The 26,097-nt window shown below is 61.9% G+C and carries 26 protein-coding genes and 2 pseudogenes; 16 read left to right on the top strand and 12 right to left on the bottom strand.

Going from position 1 to position 26,097, the window contains the following annotated elements:
* Positions 1 to 57: 57 nt before the first annotated feature.
* The 3 genes and pseudogenes from IPF36_RS19950 to IPF36_RS19960 all read right to left on the bottom strand — a co-directional run.
* A complete protein-coding gene (locus IPF36_RS19950) occupies positions 58 to 279 on the bottom strand; it encodes a hypothetical protein (RefSeq protein ID WP_133092847.1) in 222 nt (73 codons plus the stop codon).
* Entirely contained in the window at positions 276 to 2,744 is a 2,469-nt protein-coding gene (locus IPF36_RS19955; protein WP_195429744.1) for a heavy metal translocating P-type ATPase, read from the bottom strand. The genes IPF36_RS19950 and IPF36_RS19955 overlap by 4 nt, the downstream gene beginning before the upstream one ends.
* Positions 2,745 to 2,956: 212 nt before the next feature.
* A pseudogene (locus tag IPF36_RS19960) lies at positions 2,957 to 3,159 on the bottom strand (methionine adenosyltransferase); the annotation flags it as partial.
* Between the two features lie 276 nt (positions 3,160 to 3,435).
* Between IPF36_RS19960 and IPF36_RS19965 the strand changes: the two are divergent.
* The 6 genes from IPF36_RS19965 (at position 3,436) to IPF36_RS19990 (ending at position 9,486) form a co-directional block, all read left to right on the top strand.
* Positions 3,436 to 4,026: a LemA family protein gene (locus IPF36_RS19965; RefSeq protein ID WP_133092996.1), complete on the top strand. Its 591-nt coding sequence runs from the start codon at positions 3,436 to 3,438 to the stop codon at positions 4,024 to 4,026.
* Positions 4,023 to 4,874 carry a YgcG family protein gene (locus IPF36_RS19970; RefSeq protein WP_195429746.1) on the top strand — a complete coding sequence of 284 codons (852 nt, stop codon included), beginning with the start codon at positions 4,023 to 4,025 and terminating at the stop codon, positions 4,872 to 4,874. The genes IPF36_RS19965 and IPF36_RS19970 overlap by 4 nt, the downstream gene beginning before the upstream one ends.
* Positions 4,868 to 5,374 (top strand): TPM domain-containing protein, encoded by a 507-nt coding sequence (locus IPF36_RS19975; RefSeq protein WP_195429756.1) that lies wholly within the window; start codon positions 4,868 to 4,870, stop codon positions 5,372 to 5,374. Before IPF36_RS19970 ends, IPF36_RS19975 begins: the two co-directional genes overlap by 7 nt.
* Positions 5,375 to 5,414: 40 nt before the next feature.
* Positions 5,415 to 6,707 carry an MgtC/SapB family protein gene (locus IPF36_RS19980; protein WP_133092843.1) on the top strand — a complete coding sequence of 431 codons (1,293 nt, stop codon included), beginning with the start codon at positions 5,415 to 5,417 and terminating at the stop codon, positions 6,705 to 6,707.
* A gap of 778 nt (positions 6,708 to 7,485) precedes the next feature.
* A complete protein-coding gene (locus IPF36_RS19985; RefSeq protein ID WP_133092842.1) occupies positions 7,486 to 8,061 on the top strand; it encodes a hypothetical protein in 576 nt (191 codons plus the stop codon).
* Between the two features lie 183 nt (positions 8,062 to 8,244).
* Complete coding sequence (locus IPF36_RS19990; protein ID WP_195429759.1) at positions 8,245 to 9,486, top strand: hypothetical protein; 1,242 nt, start codon at positions 8,245 to 8,247, stop codon at positions 9,484 to 9,486.
* Positions 9,487 to 9,885: 399 nt separating this feature from the next.
* Here the strand turns inward: IPF36_RS19990 and IPF36_RS19995 are convergent, their stop codons facing one another.
* Entirely contained in the window at positions 9,886 to 10,323 is a 438-nt protein-coding gene (locus IPF36_RS19995) for a hypothetical protein (protein WP_133092840.1), read from the bottom strand.
* Between the two features lie 492 nt (positions 10,324 to 10,815).
* Here IPF36_RS19995 and IPF36_RS20000 point away from each other — a divergent pair, with 492 nt between their 5' ends.
* Positions 10,816 to 11,253: a universal stress protein gene (locus IPF36_RS20000; RefSeq protein WP_133092839.1), complete on the top strand. Its 438-nt coding sequence runs from the start codon at positions 10,816 to 10,818 to the stop codon at positions 11,251 to 11,253.
* On the opposite strand, the pseudogene IPF36_RS34765 reads toward IPF36_RS20000, so the two are convergent.
* Positions 11,251 to 11,370 (bottom strand): annotated as a pseudogene (locus tag IPF36_RS34765) (alcohol dehydrogenase); the annotation flags it as partial. The gene IPF36_RS20000 and the pseudogene IPF36_RS34765 sit on opposite strands and share 3 nt — an antisense overlap.
* A 264-nt stretch (positions 11,371 to 11,634) precedes the next feature.
* On the opposite strand from IPF36_RS34765, the gene IPF36_RS20005 reads away from it, so the two are divergent.
* The 4 genes from IPF36_RS20005 to IPF36_RS20020 all read left to right on the top strand — a co-directional run bounded on the left by IPF36_RS20005 (position 11,635) and on the right by IPF36_RS20020 (position 15,750).
* Complete coding sequence (locus IPF36_RS20005) at positions 11,635 to 12,471, top strand: universal stress protein (protein ID WP_133092838.1); 837 nt, start codon at positions 11,635 to 11,637, stop codon at positions 12,469 to 12,471.
* A gap of 43 nt (positions 12,472 to 12,514) precedes the next feature.
* Positions 12,515 to 13,873, top strand: coding sequence for an MBL fold metallo-hydrolase RNA specificity domain-containing protein (locus tag IPF36_RS20010; protein ID WP_195429760.1), 1,359 nt, complete (start codon positions 12,515 to 12,517; stop codon positions 13,871 to 13,873).
* A 39-nt stretch (positions 13,874 to 13,912) separates the two neighbouring features.
* A complete protein-coding gene (locus IPF36_RS20015; RefSeq protein ID WP_195429762.1) occupies positions 13,913 to 14,773 on the top strand; it encodes a universal stress protein in 861 nt (286 codons plus the stop codon).
* Between the two features lie 329 nt (positions 14,774 to 15,102).
* A complete protein-coding gene (locus tag IPF36_RS20020; protein ID WP_133092835.1) occupies positions 15,103 to 15,750 on the top strand; it encodes a response regulator transcription factor in 648 nt (215 codons plus the stop codon).
* Between the two features lie 26 nt (positions 15,751 to 15,776).
* On the opposite strand, the gene IPF36_RS20025 is transcribed toward IPF36_RS20020, so the two are convergent.
* On the bottom strand, positions 15,777 to 16,088 hold the full coding sequence (locus IPF36_RS20025; RefSeq protein ID WP_195429764.1) for a DNA-binding response regulator: 312 nt from the start codon (positions 16,086 to 16,088) through the stop codon (positions 15,777 to 15,779).
* A gap of 396 nt (positions 16,089 to 16,484) precedes the next feature.
* Here IPF36_RS20025 and IPF36_RS34770 point away from each other — a divergent pair, with 396 nt between their 5' ends.
* From IPF36_RS34770 to IPF36_RS20035, 3 genes are read left to right on the top strand one after another with little or no spacing between them, the layout of a single operon-like run.
* Positions 16,485 to 16,898 carry a hypothetical protein gene (locus tag IPF36_RS34770; protein ID WP_368671175.1) on the top strand — a complete coding sequence of 138 codons (414 nt, stop codon included), beginning with the start codon at positions 16,485 to 16,487 and terminating at the stop codon, positions 16,896 to 16,898.
* Entirely contained in the window at positions 16,895 to 17,131 is a 237-nt protein-coding gene (locus tag IPF36_RS34775) for an HAD-IC family P-type ATPase (protein WP_255519845.1), read from the top strand. Before IPF36_RS34770 ends, IPF36_RS34775 begins: the two co-directional genes overlap by 4 nt.
* A 48-nt stretch (positions 17,132 to 17,179) precedes the next feature.
* The gene (locus IPF36_RS20035) at positions 17,180 to 17,401 is read left to right on the top strand and encodes a hypothetical protein (protein WP_135706985.1); all 222 of its coding nucleotides are present in this window, start codon (positions 17,180 to 17,182) and stop codon (positions 17,399 to 17,401) included.
* 264 nt (positions 17,402 to 17,665) lie between these two features.
* Here the strand turns inward: IPF36_RS20035 and IPF36_RS20040 are convergent, their stop codons facing one another.
* The 4 genes from IPF36_RS20040 to IPF36_RS20055 form a co-directional block, all read right to left on the bottom strand.
* Positions 17,666 to 20,344 carry a bifunctional acetate--CoA ligase family protein/GNAT family N-acetyltransferase gene (locus IPF36_RS20040; protein ID WP_195429766.1) on the bottom strand — a complete coding sequence of 893 codons (2,679 nt, stop codon included), beginning with the start codon at positions 20,342 to 20,344 and terminating at the stop codon, positions 17,666 to 17,668.
* Positions 20,345 to 20,440: 96 nt separating this feature from the next.
* On the bottom strand, positions 20,441 to 21,094 hold the full coding sequence (locus IPF36_RS20045) for a BON domain-containing protein (RefSeq protein ID WP_133092831.1): 654 nt from the start codon (positions 21,092 to 21,094) through the stop codon (positions 20,441 to 20,443).
* 225 nt (positions 21,095 to 21,319) lie between these two features.
* The gene (locus IPF36_RS20050) at positions 21,320 to 21,784 is read right to left on the bottom strand and encodes a cyclic nucleotide-binding/CBS domain-containing protein (protein ID WP_195429776.1); all 465 of its coding nucleotides are present in this window, start codon (positions 21,782 to 21,784) and stop codon (positions 21,320 to 21,322) included.
* Positions 21,785 to 21,809: 25 nt separating this feature from the next.
* Entirely contained in the window at positions 21,810 to 22,232 is a 423-nt protein-coding gene (locus IPF36_RS20055; RefSeq protein WP_133092829.1) for an Hsp20/alpha crystallin family protein, read from the bottom strand.
* A 354-nt stretch (positions 22,233 to 22,586) separates the two neighbouring features.
* On the opposite strand from IPF36_RS20055, the gene fnr reads away from it, so the two are divergent.
* Positions 22,587 to 23,378 carry a fumarate/nitrate reduction transcriptional regulator Fnr gene (gene fnr / locus IPF36_RS20060; protein ID WP_133092828.1) on the top strand — a complete coding sequence of 264 codons (792 nt, stop codon included), beginning with the start codon at positions 22,587 to 22,589 and terminating at the stop codon, positions 23,376 to 23,378.
* A gap of 24 nt (positions 23,379 to 23,402) precedes the next feature.
* Positions 23,403 to 24,965, top strand: coding sequence for a thymidine phosphorylase family protein (locus IPF36_RS20065; RefSeq protein WP_195429778.1), 1,563 nt, complete (start codon positions 23,403 to 23,405; stop codon positions 24,963 to 24,965).
* 15 nt (positions 24,966 to 24,980) lie between these two features.
* Here IPF36_RS20065 and IPF36_RS35110 read toward each other — a convergent pair whose 3' ends face one another.
* Together IPF36_RS35110 and IPF36_RS20075 are read right to left on the bottom strand one after the other, a co-directional pair.
* Positions 24,981 to 25,274, bottom strand: coding sequence for a hypothetical protein (locus IPF36_RS35110; protein WP_165971403.1), 294 nt, complete (start codon positions 25,272 to 25,274; stop codon positions 24,981 to 24,983).
* A gap of 209 nt (positions 25,275 to 25,483) precedes the next feature.
* Positions 25,484 to 25,939: a universal stress protein gene (locus IPF36_RS20075; protein WP_133092825.1), complete on the bottom strand. Its 456-nt coding sequence runs from the start codon at positions 25,937 to 25,939 to the stop codon at positions 25,484 to 25,486.
* Between the last annotated feature and the right edge of the window lie 158 nt (positions 25,940 to 26,097).

The following is a 26,097-nucleotide window of genomic DNA, read 5'->3' on the forward strand; positions in this document are numbered from 1 at the left end:
TACCGCCGGCACCAGCTGTGAAGGCCTGAGCAGTATCGACCTTGACAGACCTCCTCATCAATGACTGCCTCGGGCCTTACGCTCACGCTCCACGGCCTGATGAATATCGCGCTCGCACTGACGGGAAAGCCGCCAGCTAACCCACACCACGACGATTGGGCAGGAAAGCAAAAGGATTGCGAGCAGAACGGAGAGTATTGAAATGCCAAACCAATACAAAACAGCAAAGGCTAGCAGCGTCGCAATGACGGCGCATACCCATGCGACGGCGTGCTTCATGTTGCCTCCGTACTGGCCTGGCCGAGCCTCACACGCTTAAGCAGCGCGGAGTTGGCCACGACGCTCAATGAGGACAGCGCCATGGCTGCCGCCGCAATAATGGGGTTCAACAGTCCGAAGGCTGCGACCGGGATGCCAATAGTGTTGTAGATGAACGCCCAGAAGAGGTTCTGCTTAATTTTGCGCATCGTGGCGCGCGACAGTTGGATGGACGCCACGACGTCACGAACGTCGTCGCGAATGAGGATGATGCTTCCCGTCTCCTTGGCGACGTCCGAGCCAGAGCCGATTGCAATGCCGATGTCGGCTGCCGCAAGGGCGGGGGCGTCGTTCACACCGTCACCTACCATCGCCACGACTTCGCCCTGTTTCTGCAGTGTCTGAATGGTCTCGACCTTGTCTTCCGGCATGACTTCGGCAATCACGTGGTCGATGCCAACCTGCCGGCCAATGGCCTCCGCCGTCCGACGGTTGTCTCCACTTAGCAGCACGACCTTGGTGTTGCGAGCCTTCAGGGCTGCGACAGCCTCGGCTGCCTCAGGCTTCACCGTGTCGGCCACTGCGACTACACCAAGCAGCGTATTACCGGCACCGACCAGCATGGCGGTCTTCCCGTCTGCCTCGAGCCTTCGAAGCACCGACTCAGCGTTACCAGTTGGAATTCCCTGGCTCCCAAACAGACGCCGATTCCCGAGCCAGGCCTGTTGGCCTTCGACTTGTCCCCGAATGCCCATGCCAGACAGGGCAGTAATGGCGGTGGCCTTGGGAATGGCAAGGCCGCGATGTTCTGCCGCACGCACGATGGCTTCGCCCAGAGGATGCTCAGACCCACTTTCGACGGCTGCCGCAAGGGTCAACAGGGTTGATTCCTCGTGATTCGAGAACGAGATGACATCGGTGACGGTCGGCTCTCCGCGCGTAATCGTACCGGTCTTGTCAAAGACCACCGCCGTCAGCTTCTCGGCGCGCTCCAGCACTTCACCACCGCGTATCAGGATGCCGTTGTCGGCCCCCTTGCCCACGCCAACCATCAGTGCAGCAGGCGTCGCCACGCCGAGTGCGCATGGGCAAGAGATAATCAGGACGGCCACAAACGCAAGTAGCCCGTGCGGGAAATGGCCCGCCACGGTCCACCCCACCAGGGCCAGCAGGGCAATGGACACAACCGCCGGCACGAAGTAGCCGGTGACCTGGTCGGCCAGCCGTTGAATCTGCGCGGTGCTGGCCTGGGCGTCCTCGACCATCTTGATAATCTGTGCGAGCGCGGTATCGGCACCGATTTTCGTGGCTTGGAGAGTGAAGGCGCCGCTGCGGTTGAGCGTGCCGCCAATGACTGCGGCGCCAGGCTTTTTCTCCACAGGCATCGACTCGCCGGTCAGCATGGACTCATCGACGCTGGACTCGCCCTCAACGACCTTGCCGTCCGTCGGAATCTTTTCACCCGGGCGTACGATGACCGCTTCGCCCACCATGATGCTCTCCGCCGGAATTTCCACTTCCTTCCCATCACGCAGTACATGCGCGACGGCGGGACGTAAGTCGAGCAGGCGTCGAACGGCGGCGGAGGACTTCTTCTTGATGATTTCCTCCATGTACTTGCCCAGCAGCACGAAGGCGATAATCACCGCCGAGACTTCAAAATAGACATCCCGCTCTGCGACCTTCACCGGCAGCCAGGAGGGGAAGAACAGCACCACTACGCTATAGAAATACGCCACGGACGTCCCTAGGGCAATGAGGAAGTCCATGTTGATATTGCGTGTTCTGATGGCGTTCCACGCACCCTTGTAGAAGCTCCAGCCGCCAATGAACTGCACGGGCGTGACGAGCAGGAACAGCCACATCCCCCATGTGAGCCAGGGCAAGCCCGGAATGGGCGCCCAGGTGAGCAAGGTCGCGCCTGCCGCCAACGCCAGGAAGGCACCTGCCCGCAGCACCGCCAGCGCGAGGACACCCGTAAGGGCAATCGTCACGCGCGTCTTCATGGCTTTCAGTTCGCTCTCTGGCGACTCGAAAGTCCGCAGACAGCTTTCGCTGCAGAAATAGTACTTGCGATTGCCGCGTTCGGTGGACAGGGCTGTGGCCTTGTCGACCATCATCCCGCAGATAGGGTCCTTTGCGAGTTGCTTGGCACCGCCGGTGCCGGGTGGGATGGCGGCCGTGGCGGGCGGCGAAATGCTAGCGCCCGCCGGGGTATCCTCGGCTGACGGCGGAGCAATGTATTGGGCCGGGTTGGCGAGGAACGCCTGGTGGCAGTGGCGGGAGCAGAACCAATAGCGCTTGTGGTCGGCCTCCACACTAGCGGCCGCTTCCCCGGGAGAAACTTCCATGCCACAAACAGGGTCGCGCACGTATTGCTGGCGAGCAGTTTCCAGGCGACTTGTCGGTTGGGGCGCGCGCCCACCCGTAACGGTGGATTCTTCTCCAACTGTAGGGGTTGTAGGGGTAGCGGACCTGGTCGACATGCCATCCTCCTGGGGGCGATTGGCGGCTGCAAGGCAGGATTTGCCTTAATAGTCTCGTCCTTCGGGGAACTTGCTTATTGATGTCAATCAAGGAATGCGAATTGCCCGCGCCTTCGCAAACGATGGCGATGCTCGAAAATGGTGCCTTAGTGTATGGATGCCAGCAGGCGAGAAGGCCTTAGATCACAGGAATCGTCCCTGTCGCCAACTCCTAGCAATCGAATCGGTCGCAGTAGCTGTCCGCCACCGAATTTCGGCGCACTCATGCCGCCAACGAGGAGTGCCTTGTCGAGTTGAAGTGTTGGATAGCGCCGTACGCCTCAAGGTACGCGCGGCACAGGGCCTGGGCCGCAGCCTCGACGGCGCCGTCGCAAAGGCTGTCTGGGTGTCCGATGCCTTTGTGCTCGCACATCTCGGCCGCCGGCATAACCTACCCCAATAAGCACCAGATAGAGTCATTTTATGTAGCCGGACCAAGTGCGCGGACGCGCGGTCGGCCCACTGCTAGTCGCCGTTGAGGCAAATCAAGCAATCGGTCTGCCGCACAACCTAGGATGAGTGATGAAAACCCCATTTTCGATAGGGCAGGCTGTATCCTGCACGCTCACGGTTCGAATTGTTGGCTCGGCAGGCGACGGCAGCGAAAGAACGGAGGTGTCTCGTGCGCAAGATAGGGTTGGTACTGGCGGCAATGCTCCTGATTGGTCTGGCAGGCTGCGGCTACAACACAATTCAGTCGCAGGATGAACAGGTGAAGGCAAGCTGGTCGGAGGTTGTGAACCAGTACCAACGCCGGGCCGACTTAGTGCCGAATCTGGTGAACACCGTGAAAGGCTACGCCAGCCATGAGCGCGAGGTCCTGACAGCGGTGACAGAGGCCCGAGCACGCGTTGGCACCATCCAGGTCACGCCCGAGACCCTGAACGACTCGAAGGCATTCGCCCAATTCCAGGCCGCGCAGCAGCAGTTGTCGGGGACCTTGTCCAGGCTTTTGGCAGTTTCCGAGAACTATCCGCAATTGAAGGCCGACGCTGGCTTCAGGGATTTGCAGTCCCAACTCGAGGGTACCGAGAATCGGATTGCCGTCGCGCGAAACCGGTATATCCAGTCCGTTCAAGCGTACAACGTGACCGTGCGTTCGTTGCCTTCAAATCTGACGGCAATGGTTTTGGGCTACAAGGAGAAGCCCAACTTCACGGTGGCAAACGAAACGGCGATAGCCAAGCCACCACAAGTTGGCTTTGGTGCGGGTCCTGCCAGTGCCCCTGGAGGTGTCAAGTGAAATGGCTTTTGGCTGCCAAAGGCCTGTTCCTGGTCTTTCTGGCTTGTGTGTCTCTGGGCGCGGCGGCGGAAGTTGCCATTCCCGGCCTGACGGCGCGGGTGACCGACCTGACCGGCGCGCTGACAAGCGAACAACGGGCGGCCCTCGAACAAAGGCTGCAAGCCTTCGAGAGCGAGACGGGAAGTCAGATAGGGGTGCTGATGGTCCCCACCACGCAACCCGAGGACATTGCACAGTACTCCATTCGCGTGGTCGAGCAATGGAAGCTCGGGCGGAAGGGAACGGATGACGGAGCACTGCTCATCATCGCCAAGGATGACCGGACAGTCCGCATCGAGGTTGGCTATGGCCTGGAAGGCGTACTCACCGACGCCATGAGCAAGCGCATCATCAGCGATGACATCGTTCCCCGCTTCAAGCAGGGGGACTTCTATGGCGGCGTCACGGCTGGCGTCGAACGCATCATTACTGTTATCAACGGCGAGCCGTTGCCACCACCGAGGCGAACAAGAGGCGAGCGCGGCGATGACCCGGTGCGGCAGTTTCTGCCAGTCATCCTGGTGCTGACGCTCGTGGTGGGCGGAGTGCTGCGCTCCCTCCTGGGCCGAGGTCCAGGCGCCGTTGCCACCGGAGGCGTGGTCGGCATTATCGGATGGGTACTGTCCGGAGCAATCGCTGTCGGCGTACTGGCTGGCGCTATCGCGCTCTTCTTTACGATGTTTGGTGGCTCCCACATGGGCTTGCGGGGTATCGGCGGTCGTGGCGGCTTTGGAGGCGGCTCTGGACGAGGTGGATTTGGTGGCGGCGGTGGTGGCTTTGGCGGCGGCGGCGCCTCGGGGAAATGGTGATGGCGAATCTCCAGCGCATGGCGCGACATCTGCTGATGACGCACTGGCGAGTCAGGCGAACCTTCCCGCGCGAAACCTTACTCGCAATCGAGCAGGCCATTGCGACCGGTGAGTCTACGCATATTGGTCAGCTTCGATTCGCTGTAGAGGGAGCGCTGAGCCTTGCAGCGCTAAGCAAGGGTCTCACGGCACGTGAGCGTGCCATCGAGGTCTTTTCGCAACTGCATGTTTGGGATACGGAACACAACAATGGCGTCTTGATTTACCTGTTGCTGGCAGACCGCAGCGTTGAGATTGTTGCTGACCGTGGAATCCATGGGCGGGTGCGGCAAGGAGAGTGGGACACCATTTGCCGAGAGATGGAGGACGCCTTTCGCCGGAATGAATTCCGGCTGGGAGTGCTTCGAGGCATAACGGCCGTTGGAACCCTTCTGGCAACACACTTTCCTGCTGGTGTTGGCGGCACGGACGAATTACTCAATACGCCAGTAATTCTGTAGGTCGCGATAGTCCGCTCGAAGTTCTCAGAGGAGAACAGACTTGACGCCACTCGGAATACCCCACGAGGCCACGGGCTTGGCGGCAGCACTGACGGTCGGTCTTCTGATTGGCTTGGAGCGTGGATGGCATGAGCGCGAACTGCCAGAAGGAGGGCGTGTCGCGGGCCTGCGCACATTTGCCTTGACGGGGCTCTTGGGCGGAGTCCTTGGCAACCTGTTTCCGGAATTTGGCGCGTGGCCGTTGCTCGGGGGACTGTTGGGCATTTCGATGCTGCTCGCGGTGTCGTATACACATATCGCCAAATCGTCCGGCAACCTTAGCGCAACGAGTGCTGTGGCGATGTTGTTGACGTTAGTGCTAGGCGCCTACGCAGCACGCGGTTCCATCGCTCTGTCTCTTGGGGCAGCCGTGATTGCGGCGGTGCTCTTGGATATGAAGCCGACATTGCATGGCTGGCTTCGTTTGATTGAGCATCGCGAATTAACGGCGGCGCTGCAACTTCTGGTGCTCTCCGTCGTCATTCTGCCTAATCTCCCGAGCATCGGGCTGGGGCCCTACAAGGCATTGAACCCGTTCCAACTATGGTGGGCGGTGATACTGATTGCCAGCCTGTCCATGGTCGGACATGTGGCGATGCGCCTCACTGGCTCACAGCGGGGCATTCTCTTGACCGGCTTGCTGGGCGGCCTTGCGTCTTCGACAGCGGCAACATTAACGCTGGCACGCTTTGCGAGACAGCAACCTTCACTGGAGCGTGCATGCGCGGCCGGGGCCGTCGGGGCATGCGGTGTGATGTTCTTTCGGATGGTTGTCCTGCTCGGCGTTATCCAGCCCACGCTTCTCGTCACGTTTGGCGCCGCCCTTGTTGTAACAGGCATCGTCCTGCTCGGGATTAGCTTGTTGCTCTGGCGGCGCCTACCTGGAACCACCTCGGACGACGTCGAAATTGCTCCCATGGCGCCATTCGACCTGGGTTCAGCGCTCGGATTCGGGGTCTTCCTAGCGGTCATGGCAATCCTGGTTCCTGCTGCCAAGGATTGGTGGGGCGCAGCTGGCATCTATGCCGTCTCGGTGGTGTCAGGCCTGGCAGACGTTGATGCCATCGTGATTTCTCTGGCGAGAATCCACGTCGCTGGCGGACTGGGAACCGGTACGGTTGTTGTTGCCATGAGCGCGGCCGTCTTGGCGAACTTGGTCACCAAGGCGTTGATTGCCTGGGTTACAGGCGGCACCATCGTAGGCAAAACAGTAGGTAAAGCATACGCGGTAGCCATGGCAGTTGGCGCCGCGACACTGGCACTGACTATGCTGCCTCAAATCGGAGAAATCTGAGCCGTCCCCCAAGAAATCCGCAAACCATCTCGGGAAGGTACGAACTGTGGCTCACACGCAGACGTGTCGCTAGCGCACAGGGTTGCATCGGCTGGCCCACCTGGCTGGCCACCTGTTCCGCCCTGGCCGTCGCCTTAAGCAAGCGCGACGCGCGCTTCGGCCAGCGTGGCATCGCGGGCAGCGAGCCGCACACCTCGGTCAGTTCGGCGCGCAGCAGCGGCGCCGGGGCCGACGGCCTTGTCTGTGTCGGCGGGGGGCATGCGCCTCCCGCTTGAGGCGCGCCACCACGTCGAGTTGCACCGCGACCGCAGCCTGCCACAGGGCGCGCATCGACTCGGCGACTTCGCCGGGACGTCGGGATGCTGACTTTCTCATGGCCCGCGCTCAGCTTTTTTTGCACCGAAACCATGCGACGGAAGCACGCAGCGGTAAGCGGTGCCGCCGGCGGCACACGCGCTTGGGTTGATATGAATCAAGTGTTCAATTTGGTGCTGCCCTTGAATACAAGCAGGCATCGTCGCTGTGGAGATCCTTTCCATAAGACAAGAGATCATCAAGGAGGTGATCAATGGCTCCCGCTTTCAGATTTACCGTGGTCGCTCTAGCGTTCTGTGCTGCCCTACCTGTCGCCCTGGCACAGGGCCCCGGTCCGGCAGGCGGCACGGCGCCCGGTATGGGCCCAGGCCCGGGTACGGGTATGGGTCCCGCTGCGGGTGCGAGCGGGCCTTCTGTCATGCACATGGGACCGGGGGGGCGGCAGCATGGGCACTACGCTGGCATGGACATGCTGACTCCGGACGAACGCGCCGACTTTTGCAGGCGGATGCACGCCAGCCAGACGCCTGCGGAACGCCAACAGATCGGCACTCAGATGCGTGAGCTGATGCACGCCCGCGCGCAAGAACGCGGTGTGTCGCTGTCCGGCCACCACAGCGCGGTCATGGATTGCCAGCCACACGCAACGGCACCGGTCCGGGCCGCCCCCACGGCCAGCGGCACTGCAGCGAGCACGGACGGCGTACCACCGGTCCGCCGTGCGGGCGATATCGACTACCAGACCGGCGGCGTCGGCGTGGACGAGGTGGCGGCGATGAGGCGCACCGCCTCGGAATTCAATCTGAGGCTGACCTTTACTGGACATGCGGGCGAGGCTTTGGCCGGCGTGAACACGAGCATACTCAGCGCTAAGGGGCAGGAAGTTTTCGCCGCCGTATCGGACGGGCCTCTTCTGTATGTGAAGATGCCCCCCGGCACATACCGGGTTGTTGTGACCGCCAACGGCGTCGAAAGGAAGGCTTCGGTGACGGTTCCCAAGCGTGGTGGGGTTACCCGTTCGTTCAACTGGCCATCGTAAGCCCTGCCACGCCTGCGCGCGGAAATCCCAGCGTGACCACTGGTTGTGAGACAACCTCAAAGCCCACTGTTGTCTTCGATGCTGAGGGCGGGCTACAGCTACGTACCCATGACTCGGCACACTCCCACGGCGGGGAAGGCGCAACTAAGCAGTGTGCTGGGTCGAAATTTATGGTGAACTGATATGAGGATCATCTGGAACTTGGGACCCAAACGAGCGCATCTCGCCCCCGAATCCAGCGACGATGATTCGCAAAATCGGCGGAATTTTTCGCTGGTTCTGGGCGGCCCTCTTTATCAGCTTTTGCTGCGAGCCCATTTGTCCGACGATGCGTTGCTCCTCGTGCGTCAACGCATTGTGACCATTTCACTTTTTGCTTGGCTTCCGCTCCTTTTGCTTTCCGCCTTGGAAGGCAGCTTGTTGAGCAAGGACCTGACGGTTCCGTTCCTGACGGATATAGAGGTTCACCTCCGCTTTCTTGTGGCTGTGCCTTTGCTGATTGCCGCAGAACTCGTAGTGCATCAACGCCTCCGTGGTATCGCCCAGGCGTACCTGGATCGGAATCTGGTTCCCGAGGCCGCGATGGATCAGTTTAATGCCGCTATTAACGCGGCACTCCGGCTGCGCAATTCGGTCGTTGGCGAGGCGCTGTTGGTAGCGATCGTATATGGCGTCGGCGTCCTCGTCATCTGGCGTCACTACACTGCTCTCCAGGCGACAACATGGTATGCGACCGATGCCGACGGCCACTCCAAACTCTCACTGGCTGGCATCTGGTACGGATACGTAAGCTTGCCGATTTTCCAGTTCCTGCTAATTCGCTGGTATTTTCGCCTGTTCATCTGGATGCGGTTTCTGTGGCAGACCTCGAGAATCAAGCTGAGTCTCATTCCGACACACCCGGATTGCGTTGGTGGCTTGGGTTTTCTTGCCAATACAGCTCATGCCTTCTCCCTTCTTTTGGCTGCGCACGGCGTAATGCTGGCCGCAAATCTCGCTAATCGCATTATCTTTCTCGACGCCGCCTTGCCGGATTTCAAGATGGAAATTGGCGTGATGGTAATGTTTCTGCTGACTGTCGTTTTCGGACCGCTGCTGGTATTTTCTCCTCAACTCGCCCAGGCCAAGCGGAGAGGCCTGAACGAATATGGAACGCTGGCGGAACGATATGTGCGCGAGTTCGATGCAAAATGGTTGCGCGGTGGCGTATCGGCCGACGAGCCCCTGGTTGGGAGCGGCGACATTCAGTCGCTTGCTGATCTCGGCAATAGTTTCGAAGTGGTGCGCGGCATGCGCCTTGCGCCCATCACGAGAGATGCCATCGTGCAACTTGCGGCGGCTGTACTGATTCCGGTTGCGCCGTTGGCATTAACCATCATGCCCCTTGAGGATTTGCTGAAGCACTTATTCGGACTCCTGTTCTAGAGCTCCGGCCTCGCTTAGAGGATTCGATGATCGTCTTCAGCCTTCACTCGAGTCGGTGATGGGCCTCTACGTGAATGACGATTTTCGTCCGGGAGACTTCATCACGGTTAATGGGAAGCCAGTGCGTTCGTGCATCACTCCCATCTCGGAAGTCGAGGGAAAGAAGATTCGAACGATCGAAGGCCTCGGGCAGAGCAATATTACGTGGTGACATAAAACAATCAGATCTGCAGGCCACCCGTTTGCCTCGGAGGCAATTTCATCCGCGAAGTCTTCCTGAGTTTCGTCCTTGAGTAATAAGCGGGTCGAATATCTGACGCCGGAACGGTTGAGCCACTGGAGCACCGGAAAAGTGCGCTATCAAGTCACGAGCCGAGTTATCTTGAGAGCTATCGTCATTCAAATTCCGTGCTCTGGGAAGGTGAATGTCATGCTGCGAGCCGCACGCCGGACGGTGATGAATTGCTTCTTAACGGTGTCTTGGTAGGCCATGGCCAGGAGATATTTGCCTGGTGGCATCTTCATGTAGAGAAGTGGACCTTCCGTTTCAAGTCGCAAAAGCCGCTCGTTTCTCTCGTTTAGGACCACGACCTTAACGTCTGAAAGCGAGGCGCCAGTCGACTCCTGTTGAAAGCGGATTCTCACGTTAAAGATTGGCGCCAGTTCCCGCATGCGGTCGACTTCTTCCGTCCCGATTCCCCCCGAAATATAGACAATTCCGGTTGACTCTCGCATGTCGGGAAGTTCCGGAAGAGTCAGGTTGTCCGCACTGGCCAAGTTCAGAACGGTTACAGGCAACGCCAGTAGCATCACCCTTCGAATCCAGCTCGCAGGCATGTTCTTCCTCCGATAAGTCCTTTTGCTGTCCATCCTCCAACCTTGGTCGTTGCGAGTCCAACCTTATGAAGCAAATGCCGAGGGATAGCCATTATGGCAGCGCGTTCTTGGCAAGAAGGACCTGGAAGGCGGAAAAAGCCTTGCCGTTGACTCGCGTCCATTGAACGATAGACGACATGTGCGATGACGGGTTGACACACCTCAAGCGCAACTGTTCATCGCAGAACGCGGTCACAAGAATAGGACGATGGGTTCGAGCGGCGGTAGCCTAGTCCAGCAATTGTGCGCCAGGAAATGCGTTCTATCGAGGTTGCCCGTCTACAGAAAGCTGACACTTCACCGGAAGCGACTTCGACACGCGCACTGGTCCAGGTCATATTCGAATCTTTAAACTCTTCGCATCATTGATGCAAATCAATCCGAAAGAACTCGTCATACATAGTCTTGCAATTATCCGGCTCTGACAAGAACCCACTGCTAAGGACGCATGCCATGACTAATGTCGTACTTCCCTGCGATGGATCTGATTACAGCGTCGCGGCAGCGAGAGCGCTCTTGGCCTCAGGACTTTTCCAGCGGCCGCTAAATGTGCACTTGGTGCACGTGCTTCCTGAGATCACAGGACGACCAAGGGCCTACCTTACAAGGGAACAAATGGAACAATGGGCAAGCGCAGCAGCTCAGGATGCCTTTACGTCGATATTGCCGTTGCTTCAGGCAGATCACTGCGCAGTGACCGAACACCATTGCATTGGCGAGCCGGCGAACGAGATTGTTGCCGTGGCTCGGAACTGCCGTGCCGATGTGATCGTGATGGGGACGCACGGACATGGCGCCTTCTTGTCGGCGGTTATGGGATCCATCGCAGTAAGAGTGGTGGCTGCGGCACCCGTACCCGTCGTGCTCGTGCCTCGCCGTTCAAGCCTTTAAGCGCGGACCCTCCCAGAGAAGCGCGTATGGCATGGCCGGGATATCACTCATATGAATGCCGCCGCAAACCACAGTTCCGCCCTTATCGAGGCTGCGCCGCGCTCGCGGCACCAGCGCGGTCCACGGCAAGCAGAAGGCGGCGATACATGGCTGTCTCCTTGGGGGAAGGGTTCCGATAGATTCCGGTACAACGCCTTGCACTAAGCGTAGACGCAGACAGTCGCACCAGATTGCGCTACCACAAGGGCAATGCGCAAGGTTCAGCGGTCCGTTTTCCAATTGAAGCCACGAAAGCGCTTTCGGCATCATTGATTTGAGTCAAGTCGATGCCCGTGGGCCTGCCTAAACTGCCCTTGAATCGCTGTTCAGAAGGAACCGATCATGGCCTGCGATAGCATCGTGGTACACGTGGACAATAGCCGGCAAGCAACGCAGCGGCTGGAACTGGCCGTGCGCCTCGCCGCGATCAATGCGTGTCCGTTGATCGGCCTGTACGTGGGCTTCGTCCCCGAACCGGCGTGGTTCTACCGGATGGAGAACGCGCAGCGCTATTTCGAAGAGGAGATGGCCAGGCGCGCGAAGATCCGCGAGGAGGTGCGAGGCCATTTCCTGGCCAGGACGCAGGGATTTCCCGTGCAGGCCGAATGGCGCTTGACGGAGCGCGATTCTGTGGCGTCGGCGTTACGCGAGGCGCGCGAGGCGGGGCTAGTCGTTGCCGGGCAGTATGACATCGATAACGCCGACGGCGTAGTCGGCAGGCAGTTGTTGGAGGCGCTGCTGCTGGAGAGCGGGCGACCTACACTCGTGGTGCCGTCAGCCGGCACATTCCACACGCTGGGCACCCGCGTGGTAGTCGCCTGGAACGGCAGCCGGGAAGCGACTCGCGCGCTACACGATGCGGTACCGTTGATCGCCGGCGCGCAGGCGCGTATCGTCTGCGCGCATACAGCAGCCAAGGAGACCAGGCTCGACGCGACGCCGGTCGCACATGCGGCCCGCGTCCTGGAGCGCCACGGCGTGGCTGTCGAGATTGAACATGGGCCCGGCGGCGCGGACATGACGATTGGCGAACTGCTCCTGACTCGTGCTTCCGACTTTGGTGCTGACCTGATCGTGATGGGCGCCTATGGGCATGGCCGGATGCGGGAACTGGTCCTCGGCGGCGTTACCCGGACGCTGCTCGAATCCATGACGGTGCCGGTCCTGTTCTCGCACTGAGCGAGCATAGCGCCATCCCCGCAGCTTGCAAAGGACGTGACTTATGCACCTCCAGTTTCTCGGCGCGACCGACACCGTCACCGGGTCCAAGTATGTCCTCGACACCGGTCATCATCGCGTCATGGTTGATTGCGGCCTGTTCCAGGGGTACAAGACGCTACGGTTGCGTAACTGGGATCCGCTTCCCGTCGATCCTGCTACGCTTGATGCCGTCGTACTCACACACGCCCACATTGACCACAGTGGCTACCTGCCGCTGCTTGTTCGCAACGGCTTCCAGGGTAACGTCTACTGCACCATGGGCACGGCGCAATTGTGCTGCATCCTGCTGCCAGACAGTGCGCATCTGGCAGAAGAGGATGCCGGCTACGCCAATCGCAAAGGCTATTCGCGCCACCACCCTGCAATGCCGCTATACACAGGGGCAGACGCCGCGCGCGCCTTGCGGCGGCTACAGCCAATTCCTTACGACAAGCGATTTCCGGTGGTGCCCGGCGTAGAGGCAGAATTCAGCCGGGCGGGGCATATCATCGGCTCGGCCATCGTCACGCTGCACGCGCAGGGCAAGCGCATCGTCTTTTCCGGCGACCTCGGGCGGCAGCACGATATTGTTATGCGCCCACCGGATGTCATCCGGCAGGCGGATATCCTCCTGGTGGAATCTACCTACGGCGATCGGATTCACCCGACTGCCGATCCGATCGATGTGCTGGGCGAGATCGTGAGCAGGACCATCGGGCGGGGTGGCAGCCTGATCATTCCCGCCTTCGCCGTTGGGCGCACCCAGAGTCTGCTCTATTGCCTGCACCGCTTGCAGGAGCAGAAGAGAATTCCGGATGTGCCGGTGTACCTCAACAGCCCCATGGCGATTGATGCGACCAGCATCTTTGCTCTGCATCCGGAAGAGCTTCACATCGATCGTGCCGAATGTGCCGCAGCCTGCAGTCTGGCGACGCCAGTGCAGAGCATGGAGCAATCGATCTGGCTGAACCAAGACCGCAGTCCCAAGATCATCCTTGCCGGCAGCGGCATGGCCACGGGCGGGCGCGTGGTCCACCACCTCGCGACCTACGGACCGGATGCGCGCAACACTATCCTCTTGTCTGGCTTCCAGGCCACCGGCACTCGCGGCGCGGCGCTGGCGGCAGGTCGGCGTGATATCCGCGTACACGGCAAGGATGTCGTCGTGCGGGCGGCAGTGGAGCAGGTGGAAAACCTGTCGGCACACGCCGACGCAGCGGAGCTGATGACCTGGCTCCGCGGTTTTGGACAAGCGCCCAGACAGACGTTCGTCGTGCATGGCGAGCCACAGGCCAGCGATGCGCTGCGGCAGCGAATTGAGCGAGAGTTGCACTGGGAAGTCACTATGCCCGAGTACCGTCAGGCGTATCAACTCAAGTGACTCAACACACGCGGTGCCTTCACTACCTGAGGCTACACCATGAATTTCAGAACGATCCTTGTCGACCTGACCGATGGCCCGGCGTGTGCGGCGCGCGTCGAGTGCGCGGCGCAGGTTGCCGCGGCATTCGCCGGCAGCGTGGTAGGCCTTACGGCAACCGGCACGCACCTGGAGCCGTTTCGCGGTGCGGGGGAAGAGGCTGGACGATATGACGCCCTTGCGCGGGGCAAGCTCCAGCACCTGGCTGCGAGGCACCATGAAGCGTTGCGGGAGTGGGTCGGGCGCGTCTCGCCGACGATTCCAACGCGGCATGTTGTCGTCGAGGCTGAAGCCGGCTGGGCGCTGGCTACGCATGGCCGCTTCGCCGATCTTATCTTGCCTGGTCCGCCTTCGGTACATACCGACGTTCCCGCTGGAATGCCAGGCGTTGCCGAGTATGTGATGCTCGAATCCGGGCGGCCCATCCTGCTACTGCCGGGTCTTGCCGGCCCTACCTTGGAAGGTCATGTTGCGATAGCGTGGAATGGGTCTCGGGCGGCGGCCCGGGTGGTCGCGGATGCAATGCCGTGGCTCACCCGTGCCGGCGCGGTGTCTGTCCTTGTAGTTGCGTCGGCGAGCGAAAGTCCCGAGCCGCAGGATCAGGAATCCCATGAGAGCGACGCGAGCCACGAGAGCGGCCAGCGCCTCGTGGCGTGGCTGGCAAGCCACGGCGTCGAGGCCGACCTGCACGTAGCGCATGGTGAGCCGGATGAGGTACTGCCGCGACTTGTCGGCGACGTGCAGGCCGGCCTGCTCGTTGCAGGCGGCTATGGCCACTCGCGGCTGCGCGAGCTCGTACTTGGAGGATCGACCCGCAGCCTCCTGCGCCAGACTGCCTTCCCGGTCTTCATGTCGCACTGAAGCCGAAACTCGAATCCGGCGGGCATTCGCATGTCGCACGAACTGCCAAATGTGGTCCAGCCCACAGCGTCGTGATGTACCGGCCGCTACCCTCTGGCCATGATGCTGTGATTCGCTCCGATAGCATGCGAGGGACATCCACTTTGCATCTTGCTATGTGGCGTTGACTGCATGTGTGTCACGATGGCTTTTGCCTTGCCGACGCAAAATCTATAGTCGATTTGGCACACACATTAACAGCCGGGCAATGCCGCGACGGTGCGTCGATACATCGCTGCCGTGTCTGGCGCGGCCGCGTTTGCGCTGGCATTGCAGGTGGGAGACGACGTATGACACGCGTGATGATTGCGGACGACCACGCGGTGGTCCGCGACGGATTGCGGCATATTCTGGAACGTGCCGGCGCGTTCGAGGTTGTGGGCGAGGCCGCCGACGGCTCCCAGGTGCCGAAAATGGTAAGGGACTGTAGGCCGCAGGTGCTGTTGCTGGACCTGTCGATGCCGGGACGCAGCGGTCTTGAGCTCATCAGGCTGTTGCGCGCTGAAGAGCCGGCGCTGCGTATCCTGGTCTTGACCATGCACGCCGAGGAGCAATACATCGTGCGTGCCTTCCAGGCAGGCGCGGCAGGCTACCTGACCAAGGAGAGCGCCGCGACCGAATTGGTCGTGGCCATCGAGCAGGTCGCCCGCGGCGGCACTTACGTCAGCCAGGGCATGGCAGCCAAGCTGGCGAGTGGCATCAAGGACCAGACCGACGACCTGCCTCATCTTCGGCTATCGGACCGCGAACTGGAAGTGTATCGGCGGCTCGTGATGGGCGAGCCTATCACGGCCATTGCCTCGGCGCTGTGCGTCAGCGCGAAGACGGTCAGCACATACAAGATGCGCCTGATGGAGAAAATGCAGATGCCCAACGAGGCCATGCTGCTGCGCTACGCGATGCGGAACCATTTGTTCGATGAAGACGCGGATCTGTAGCAGGATGCCGGCCAAGGGCATCGCGATCAGGTATCGACCGCCAGGCGGCCCAGCGTTGAACCTATCGCATCCAGTTCCAAGGTTCGGTCGAAGCAATAGTCGCCACCTGCCTCCAGGCAAGCACGCCGAAGCGGTTGCGCCAGGGCGTCGACCAGCACCAGGAGAATGCAGTCAGGCAATGCAGAGCGGATCGCCCTGACGTCGTGCAGCGAGCGCGTGCTGGCGGTACGCAAGCCGATGACCACGATGTCGGGCTGGTAGTGCGAGAGGCAAGCCAGCTCGCTGCTGGCACTCGCGCCCGCCGCAATCACGCGGATACCTGCAATGCGCGCGAACATGCTCAACTGCCGACAGCGGAGCGAATTCGACGGCTCGACGAGATACAGCGTAGGGATGTGGGTTCGACTGGAATTTGGCATGAGGCCAGTGTCCGCCCTATCCCGGCCGCGGCAAATAGGTAACGGCTGAAGATGGAGTCAGGGCCGGGGAAGGTCGTGTCAGCGTTTCCCGACAAGGACCGGGGCACACTAGCGTGGAACCGCAGCAGAGAGGAAAGTCACGCAAGAAGCAGGCTTCGTGCCTTGCTGATTGATACACATCAACCGTATCAAGGCGAAACTCCCTACGCTGGAGGGAACGACCAGGCGATGGTAAGACGGGTTGAGGCGAATGGGTGACACAGGTGGCCATGCAGCATTCCGCAGATCCGTTGGAAGGCGCTCACTCGAGCCACGGTGGGCACCGAATTGGTGCCGGGCGACCTGGTGCTGCTGGAAGCGGGCGGCCGCGTCCCGGCTGACCTGAGGCTGATCGAAGCCACGGACCTGCGGTGCGACGAATCATTGCTGACCGGCGAATCGCTGGCGGTAAACAATACGGAGCTGTCCGGCACCGAGCGCGACCTGGAAGCCGGGTTCCGGGACCGGGCGTTTGCCGGCACCGTGACCCTGCGGGGCCGAGGCCGCGGCGTCGTGGAGGCGACCGGTACGGCGACGCGGATGAGGCAAATTGCCAGCGATCTGGCGCGAACGGCCGACTTTAAGCCACTCCTCATCGTCCGGCTGGAGCACTTCTCGCGGGTGATCGGCCTGGCAGTCGGCTGTCGCATTGTTGATGCTCTTTGGACTGCTGCGCTGAGCTGTTCATGATGTCGGTCGGCCTGGCAGTGAGCGCAATTCCAGAGGGCCTGCCTGTCGCAATATCCGTGGCGCTGGCCATCGGGATGCGGCGCATGGCCAAGGCGGGGGTGATCGTGCGCAAGATGCCAGCCGTCGAGTCGCTGGGTTCTTGCACGATGATTGCGACCGACAAGACCGGCACGCTGACGATGAACGAGCTTGTAGTCACTGAGATCCGGTTATGGAGCGGGTGGAAACGGTAGAGCGAACAGCGCTTCCTGGACGCCAGAACATTTGAACCGGAGACTGAGATGCCGTGGACCTATGATCGCTTTCCGGCTGCGATGAAGCGCTTAGCCCCGCCAGTGCGCGGCAAGGCGGTCGAGATTGCCAATGCCCTGCTGGCAAGTGGCCATGACGAGGGCATGGCCATCCGCGTCGCGATTTCCGCGGCACGGCGATGGGCTCGCCGACACCCGGATTGCTCCGGGGACATGTATCCCTCGGTGCCCAAGCATGGTAGCCGCCTATGAGGGACTGCCGAAGTCGCCGCGCGTGCCCATGCGCGGATACCCATGCTGGCCCGGTCGTAGCACGACGCCGCGCTCGCCGGCACGCGTCAGGACCTGGGCACGCCGCATGATTGCTCTTGGTGGCTCCTGCGCAGACGTGGCGCTGCGCAGCCTTGCGCAGATGTCGGCACGCTCGGCACCGGTAAGCAGATCGCGCTGGCTCCATGGCTACCAGCGTAGGCGAACCGGCCGTGAGGCAGTTGCGATGCCTCAATGCTTTGCCACTCAGCCACCCTCCGCCAGGGGAAGATACAGGCTGATGCCTTCGAGGCCTGGCGCAGCTTTGACGGTGAAACCGCAGGTGCGCGCCAGCCCAAGCATGGCAGCGTTGTGGGGCAACGTAGTGCCCACCAGCGCGCCGATGCCTTTTGCACGCGCATAGCGCACCATCTTTTCAAGCAACAGTTTTCCCAGCCCTTGTCCGTGGCAATCCGAGCGCACGGCGATGCCGAATTCCGCCTGGACATTGTCTGGGTCCGCAACCGCGCGCACCTCCCCGAGGATCTCGCACCGACCCGAAGCATCGGTGATCGTCGCGATAAAGACCATTTCGCGCGCGTAGTCGATCTGCGTGAGCCGAGCGAGTCGATCGTGGTCAGGCTCGCGGAACGCACAGAAGTAACGTGCGTGGATATCCTCCGGCGTGAGCTGACGGAAATAGGCCTGGTAAGCTGCCTCGTCTGCCGGCCGCACAGGCCGTATCAGGTAATTGTGTCCATTACACATAATGCGCTCCTCCAGCGTCTCCGGATAGGGCTGGATGGACAGCCGCGGTCCTCCTCGGGACGGCACGGCCACGGCGATGCGTGCGTCAAGCGCGATCACGCCATGGGGGCTTGCCAGCAGGGGATTGACGTCGAGTTCAGTAATCTCGGGGATGTCGCACACCATGCGGGACAGTTGCACCAGTACATGGAGGAGGCGCTCCTGGTCGATGCCCGGATGTCCCCGCCAGCCGTGCAGCAGGCAACCGACGCGGGTACGCGATACCAGGTCCTGCGCGAGCAATGCATCGAGCGGCGGCAGCGCGATGGCGGTGTCCCCGATATGCTCGGTGTTGACGCCGCCGTGGCCAAACAGCAGGACCGGTCCGAACACGGCATCCGTCGTAGCACCGGCGATCAGTTCGAAGCTGTCACTGAAGCTGACCATAGGCTGGACGGTGAATCCATCCAGCCGCGCATCCGGGGAATCCTGCCGGATGCGCGCGAGCATGGCGTTGCCGGCGCTTCGCACGGCGGCAGCGTCAGCCAGCCCCAGCGCCACGCCACCGGCGGAGGACTTGTGTGTGATGTCGCCGGAAAGGATCTTCAGCGCAACGGGATAGCCCAGCCGTGCAGCCTGCCGCACCGCGTCGTCGACGTTCTGTGCCGTGCAGGTCGGGACAACGGGGATGCCGTATGCCGCCAATGCGTCCTTTGCTTCGGGTTCTGTCAACATCCGTCTGCCGCTGCGCAGCGCGTCCGCGACAATCGCCTGCGCCGCTGCCTTGTCGATTGGGGTCGATGTGTCCTCGGCCGGCGGCGTGCGCATCAACAGTTGCTGATTGTCGCGGTACTGGCAGGCCTGCAGGAATGCGCGTACCGCTTGTTCCGGCGTCTCGAAGGTCGGCAGGCCGGCATGCTGGCACAAGCGGCGCGCGTGTCGTACCGACTCCCCGCCGAGCCACGCGGTCAGGAGGGGCTTGCCGCCAGGCGGCGCACTGACAAGCGCGGCGGCAATCTTCGTGGCGGGAACGATGGCCGTTGGGGCGTGGATCATCAGCACGGCATCGACCTCCGGGGCGTCGCACAGGATGGCGTACGCTTTCTCGTAACGATCGACGGGTGCGTCGCCGATGATGTCGACCGGATTGGCGCGCGGCCACGTGACCGGAAGCACGTCGTCCAGCCTGGCCAAGGTCCGGTCCGACAGGCTGGCAAGGGTGCCGCCTCCGTCCGCGATGGCGTCAGTCGCCATCACACCGGCGCCGCCACCGTTGGTCAGGATGGCCAGCCGCGGGCCACGCAGGCCGTGCAGCCGGGCCAGCATCTCGACCGCGTCGAACAGCGACTCGGTATTATCGATCCGCAACATGCCGGCTCGCCGGATGGCGGCATCATAGACCCCGTCGGCGCCGGCCAGCGCGCCGGTATGAGAAGCGGCAGCGCGTGCTGACTGCGCCGAGCGCCCGCCCTTGATTATCAGTACCGGCTTGCTGCGCGCCGCAGCGCGCGCCGCCGACATGAACTTCGCGCCATGCCGGATCGCCTCGACATAGAGGAGGATGGCGCGCGTCGCACCGTCGCTGGCCAGGTAGTCGAGCACATCGGCCACGTCCACATCAGCACTGTCACCGAGAGAGATGAAGTGAGAAAAGCCGATCTGGCGCGATCGTGCCCAGTCCAGTACCGTCGTCGCCAGTGCGCCGGACTGCGTAGCGAATGCCAGGTTGCCAGGAATGGCAGTGCCGGGGGCGAAGTTCGCATTGAGGCCGATGCCCGAAGCAATCAATCCTACGCAGTTTGGTCCCAGGATCCTAAGCAGATGGGGCCGCGCCGCTTCTAAAACGGCCTGACGCATGGTGCCGGCGGCGCTCTCCGAGGGGCCCTCGAAGCCGGCACTCAGCACGATGGCCGCGCGCGTGCCCGCGATACCAAGTTCGGCGATGAGCCTGGGTATCGTGGCAGCGGGCGTACAGAGCACCGCAAGGTCGGGCGGCGCGGGCAGGGCCTCGACAGACGCGTAGCAGTGCCTGCCGGCAAGCGTGGCGTACTTGGGATTGACCAGGTACACAGGGCCGGCAAAGCTGCCGGCGGTCAGGTTGGCCAGTACAGTGGCTCCAACGCTGAGTGGCCGCATTGTCGCGCCGATCAAAGCCACCGAGCGGGGACGAAACAGCGCATCGAGGTTACGGATTGTCATGGCGGGTGATCATCCAGGGGCGCATGTCGAACTTGGTTTTAGCCCGGTGCTGGCGCTGAAGTGGCGGCTTCCGTCTCCATATCGCCGCCTTGCCGTTTACAAATTGACCCGGATGTTGTTCTGCACTGCACTGACCCCTGGCGCAGCCCACGCTGCCTCCAGCGCGGCCTCGCGTTCCGCCCAGGTTCGCAGGCTGCCGCTAAGCGTCACCACGCCATCCTTGACACTGACCGCGACATGGGTTGCGTCATCCGTCGCCTGGCGCTCAATGGCTCTCGCGATCCTGTCCTTCACGTCCTGAGGCAAGATCGACGGCTGGACCACGATAGCGTTCGTCACACCCACCACGCCATAGAGGCCGGCCACCACGCGTTCTGCCGCCAGGCGCTGGTAGTGCCAGTCAACCGTGCCGGTCAAGATGACAGAGCCGTCCTCGACCATCACGTTAATGCGATCCGCCGGCAGCACCGAGGTCCAGGCCAGGATGTTGCTGGCGGCTCTGGCAATGTCAGCGTCGGTGCGCCGGACTTCGTTGGGCAAGCGCACATCGATCTCGACGGCAATCCCCTTGACGCCCCGGACGCGCCTGACGGCTTCCTCGGCGGCATACTTGGCGGCATGGCTGCCGAGATGCCCGGTCAGCGTGACCACGCCGTCGCTGACCTGAACGCCGACCTCGGCGGCCTCTACGGCCGGATCCCAGGACAGCTCTTCCATGACTTGCTCCTTGAGCTGGATATCGCCTTTCATACTGCTTCATCCTTGTTTTTCGCCGTGCGCCTGCCGCCTGGAGGTCGGTCAGGGCCTGGTTTCGATGTGGTCAATCACTGCCGAGATGCCGGGGCGGACCACACCGCACCGTCAGCCGCGCGGCGCTCCGCTGGCGACTGAATCTGATGGTCCGTTTTCATCATGGTCCGCAAGACACGGGCGCCGCAAGCGGCGCCTTTTGGTCAAGTCATGGCGTATGCCGCACTAGGCGTGCAACGCTGATTGGATGCTGTCTGAACATTCCCGTTGTTGCTCTTTGCGAATGAGCGAAGCGATCATGCCCCAGTCGGCGGCCAACGCGCCGAGCAGATCATCGAGCGAGATCACGCCGCTCACTGCTTCGCCGTCGAGCACGGCCAGGCGCCTGACGCCGTGCGACAGCATTAGCTCGATTGCCTCTGCAACGGCGGCGTCCCGGGAGATGGCGACCAGGCCGCGTGTCATCACGTCAATCACCTCGGTGCGGCACGGATCCGCACCACTGGCCGTTGCATCGATGACCATGTCCCGGTCGGTGACCATGCCAATCGCTCGCGTACCGGACGGGGAGTTCTCCGTGACGATCAGCGCACCCACATGCCGGTCCCGCATCTGCACCGCAGCTTCCTGCAGCGTGCAAGACAGTGGCACGTGAACGGCCTTGGCCGAGCAAATATCCTGAACCCGCATGGCTCTCTCCTGATTTCGCGTCGGTTCAGCGGATCGTCACGCGCTGCTGCGGCGACGCGTCCTTCTTGGGCAGCACGACACGCAGCACGCCGTCCTGGAAGCTGGCATCGATCTTATCTGTATCGATGTTGCCGTCCAGTGTGAAGGCTCGCTGCATGGAACCGCTGTAGCGCTCCTGCCGGATCACCCGATCTCCTTCCTTGACCTCGGAGGCCTTCTCCAGCTTGGCGGTGATCATGACCGTGCCGCGATCCACACTGACGCTGATATCTTCCTTCTTCACCCCCGGCAAGTCGGCGGTGATGGCATAGCTCACATCAGATTCAGTTACGTCGACCTTGAAGGGCAGTTCCGAGTCGGGGCCAAGCCGAAGGTTGCGAAACACGCCTTGCAGCATGTCGCCAAGCGGTTCGATCGAGAACGGGTCATAGCGCCGGATGTTGCTCATCGTAGTCTCCTGAAGAAGCGGCCGCGGTGCGGGCCGGGTGCTTTCACTTTGGCAAGCGGGGGGCGCTTCGATTTGTTTTGCATCAAGTCGGACCCGGTTTGCCGCCGTACTCGTGCGCAAATGCCAACGCGATTGCCTTCGCCCTGTAAAGCTCCGGAAATGCGGTCAGGCTCCTGTCAGGGAAGCCTGACAGCATAGCCCCCAATTCTGACAAGCAACTCAGGGAAGCCTTCTAGGAGGGGAAACGGTGGCCGCCCATACTTCCTGTCAGAAGAGGGGAGCGCACGCAGACGCAGCCATCGCCATATGGGAGCAGGGGTCGGGACGAAGGTGGTCATCGGGCTGGAGACAACTATGTATGAAATGCTTGGCAAGGCCGATCCGGCTAGCGATGCGGCCGACACGTTTGCCTCGTTCGAGCCGGCGCGGCCCGTGGCGGCGTCCCGGCCTGCCGCAACAAACGCCGGGGCGCGCTGCGCCAACTGCATGATGCGGCATATCTGCATGGCCGCAAGCCTAGAAGCGGATGACGTAGAGCGGCTTGACCGTGTGATGCAGGGTTGGCGTACGATCCGGCAGGGCGAAAGGCTGTTCCGCGCCGGCGATCCGTTCCGCAGCCTGTACGCAGTGCGGGCCGGCTCCTTCAAGACCGTGGTGACGCCGGAGCGTGGCAAGGAACAAATCTCAGGCTTTTACATGGCCGGCGACGCTATCGGCATGGATGGCATTTGCGAGGAGACTCACACTTCCGATGCCATTGCCCTGGAGGACAGCGTGGTCTGTGTAATCCCCTATCACCTGCTTGAAGCCCTTTGCCGGGAGATCAAGCCTTTGCAGCGGCAGCTTCACAGAATGCTTAGTGCCGAAATTGTCAGGGAAGCGAGCCAGATGATGCTGTTGGGCAACATGTCCGCCGAGCAGCGCGTTGCTAACTTCTTGCTGAGCATTTCTGCCCGGCATCGTGAGCGCGGCTATTCGGCGACGTCGTTTGTCCTGCGCATGACCCGCGAGGACATTGGCAGCTACCTCGGGGTTACGCTTGAAACGGTCAGCCGGACGCTTTCCAAGTTCCAGCAGGAAGGCCTTTTAGCCGTGCGCGGCAAGTCCGTCGAGCTGCTGAACCTCGATGCGCTGGACGCGCGCTAGCCTCAGCATCGAGCCAGCTGTGAGATGAATGCGCCTGCTGCGCGCTCCGCTGTGCCGGTCCCGCAAGCTAATGCAGCGGGCGGTGACCCGCAGCGCGAGGTCGGGACACTGCTGTTCAGGCCCCTCGACATCGATACCTGGCAGGAACATGTCATCTACATGCATCCGGATTGCGCGGTCTGCAGGGCGGAGGGATTCTCTGCCCAGACGCGTGTGCATGTACAGATCGGCGATAATGCGCTGATCGCTACTCTGACGCTGTTGGGTGCGCCATTGCTCGCCGCGGGCGAGGCAAGCCTGTCGCTCAGCGCGTCACGGATACTGAAGGCCCGCGCCGGCGATGTCGTCCGTGTCACCCATGCGCCGGCTCTGGAGTCAGTGCGATCACTGCGCGCGAAGATCTATGGTTCGCACCTGGATGGCGCGCAGCTTGACGGCATCATCGACGATATCAGTGCCGGCAGGTATGCCGATGTGCATATCGCGGCTTTCCTCGCCGCATGCGCCAACGAGCGGATGACCTTGCGCGAGACCGTCGACCTGACGCGCGCCATGGTGAAATTCGGACAGCGGCTGCGCTGGGACCGCGATGTGGTTGCGGACAAGCACTGTGTCGGCGGACTGCCCGGAAACCGCACCACGCCCATTGTCGTCGCCATCGCGGCGGCGGCGGGCTTGCTGATGCCGAAGACGTCTTCGCGAGCGATCACCTCGCCAGCTGGCACTGCCGATGTCATGGAGGCACTCACATGCGTGACCCTCGATGCGACGGAAATGCGGCGCGTGGTCGAGCAGGTCGGGGCGGCGATAGTCTGGGGCGGGGCGCTCAGCCTCAGTCCTGCAGACGACGTGTTGATTCGCGTCGAGCGAGCGCTCGACATCGACAGCGACGCGCAGCTGGTCGCCTCGATCCTGTCAAAGAAGGTTGCAGCGGGGTCGACTCATGTGCTGATCGATGTGCCGGTCGGAAAGACCGCGAAGATCCGCGAGGACGGCAAGCTAGCGCGCCTGCACACCGCCATGACGAAGGTCGCCGAGGCGTTTGGACTGAACCTCAGGATCGTGCCAACCGACGGGTCGCAGCCCGTTGGACGCGGCGTGGGGCCAGCCCTGGAGGCGCTCGACGTGCTGGCGGTCCTGCAGTGCCAGCCCGAGGCCCCCGCCGCGCTGCGCGAGCGCTCATTGTTGCTGGCAGGCGAACTCCTTGAGTTTTGTGGTGGGTTGCCGGCCGGGCAGGGCCTGCTACGGGCAGGCCATTTGCTGGAGAACGGTAGTGCGTGGGGGCGTTTCCAGGCAATTTGTGAAGCGCAAGGCGGACTTCGACGGCCAGGGCAAGCAGTATTCCGCCGCGACCTGGTCGCGAGCCGTAGTGGCGTGGTGACGGCGATCGACAACCGGCATGTATCACGCGTGGCCAAGCTTGCTGGCGCACCACGTCGTCAGGTAGCCGGCCTGGAACTGCATGTCCGGGTCGGCGAAGCAGTAGACGCCGGCGCGCCGCTCTGCACGCTGCATGCTCAGGCGTTGGGAGAACTAGACTACGCTTTCAGCTATGCGCTGGCGCACGTGCCGTTTCTCATCGAGTAGCTTCGCCGCCAACGCTTAGTCAACAGGGATCCATCTTGCCAGCAGGTGCCGCGCGGCGAACGCTGCGGCGGCATAACCAAGCAGGATCACGCCAAGCAGCGGCCGGTAGGCCCAGGGAAGTGGCTGCATGCCAAGGGCGGTTGCCAACGGCGAGTAGGGTAGCCAGGCGCCGACAATGCAGACGGCGATCGTGGTGACCAGCAGTGTCTGGCTCGGGAGGCTCTTGATGAAAGGCAGCTGGCGCGTACGGATGATGTGGACAATCAGCGTTTGCGAGAGCAAGGACAGGAAAGCGAGCAGGATCAACATGACATTGACTGGGCTCAGCAGCCGGCGTACCAGGCTGACGAGCCAGTGCGGAGCGGTGGGAGCGGCAATACGATTGGGGCCGCATTCGGCCGGCCGGACGCAGTGGCGTCGGGCTCGGTAAGCCCGGCGAGGTCCGACCCGAGGGACTCGAGGACATCGATGACCTGGTGCGTCGCGGCCCAGGCAATCGCGGCGGACCGCGCTGCAGGCTAATCCGCCTGAGGCGCCCGCACCAGCAGCACAGGCACCTTTGCGTCGCGTACCAGGCCCTCCGCTACGCTGCCCATGACAAGGCGGCGCACACCGCGCCGGCCATGGGTGCCGACCACCACTAATTCCGCATGGGTGCGCTGCGCTTCGGCGTGGATGGCAGAGGCGATGTCGCCGGCAACAAGGATGTCGTTGACTAAGTGTGTGCTGCACACGAGGCCGTTGCCGCGGGCTCGTGCCTCGGCCTCGGAGAGCAATGCAGTTCCAGCATTGACCAGGGCAGGGCGGAGATCGGCCATCGTGGAGAAGCCAACGTCGTACATCAGATAGCCGTTGTCGACGACGTGGACGATTTCAAGTCTGGCCTTGCACAGCGACGCGAGACGGATCGCCTCTTCAAGGGCCCGGTTGCCACAGTTGCTACCATCAATCGCAACGAGGATGGTCTGGTACATGGGAATCTCTCCTGGCAGAGTTATCCGGCGGCTTCAGAGATAGGTTCCGCGGATGGTGTCAGCTTAGGTACGCCTGACCACAGGAAGTTGATGTGCATCAGACTATTGCTGAGCCGGATTAGACGCCGACGCGTGGCTTCGTTGACAGGCATCAACTC

The sequence above is a fragment of the Cupriavidus sp. IK-TO18 genome, assembly GCF_015549295.1.
GTDB classification, from domain to species: Bacteria; Pseudomonadota; Gammaproteobacteria; order Burkholderiales; family Burkholderiaceae; genus Cupriavidus; species Cupriavidus oxalaticus_A.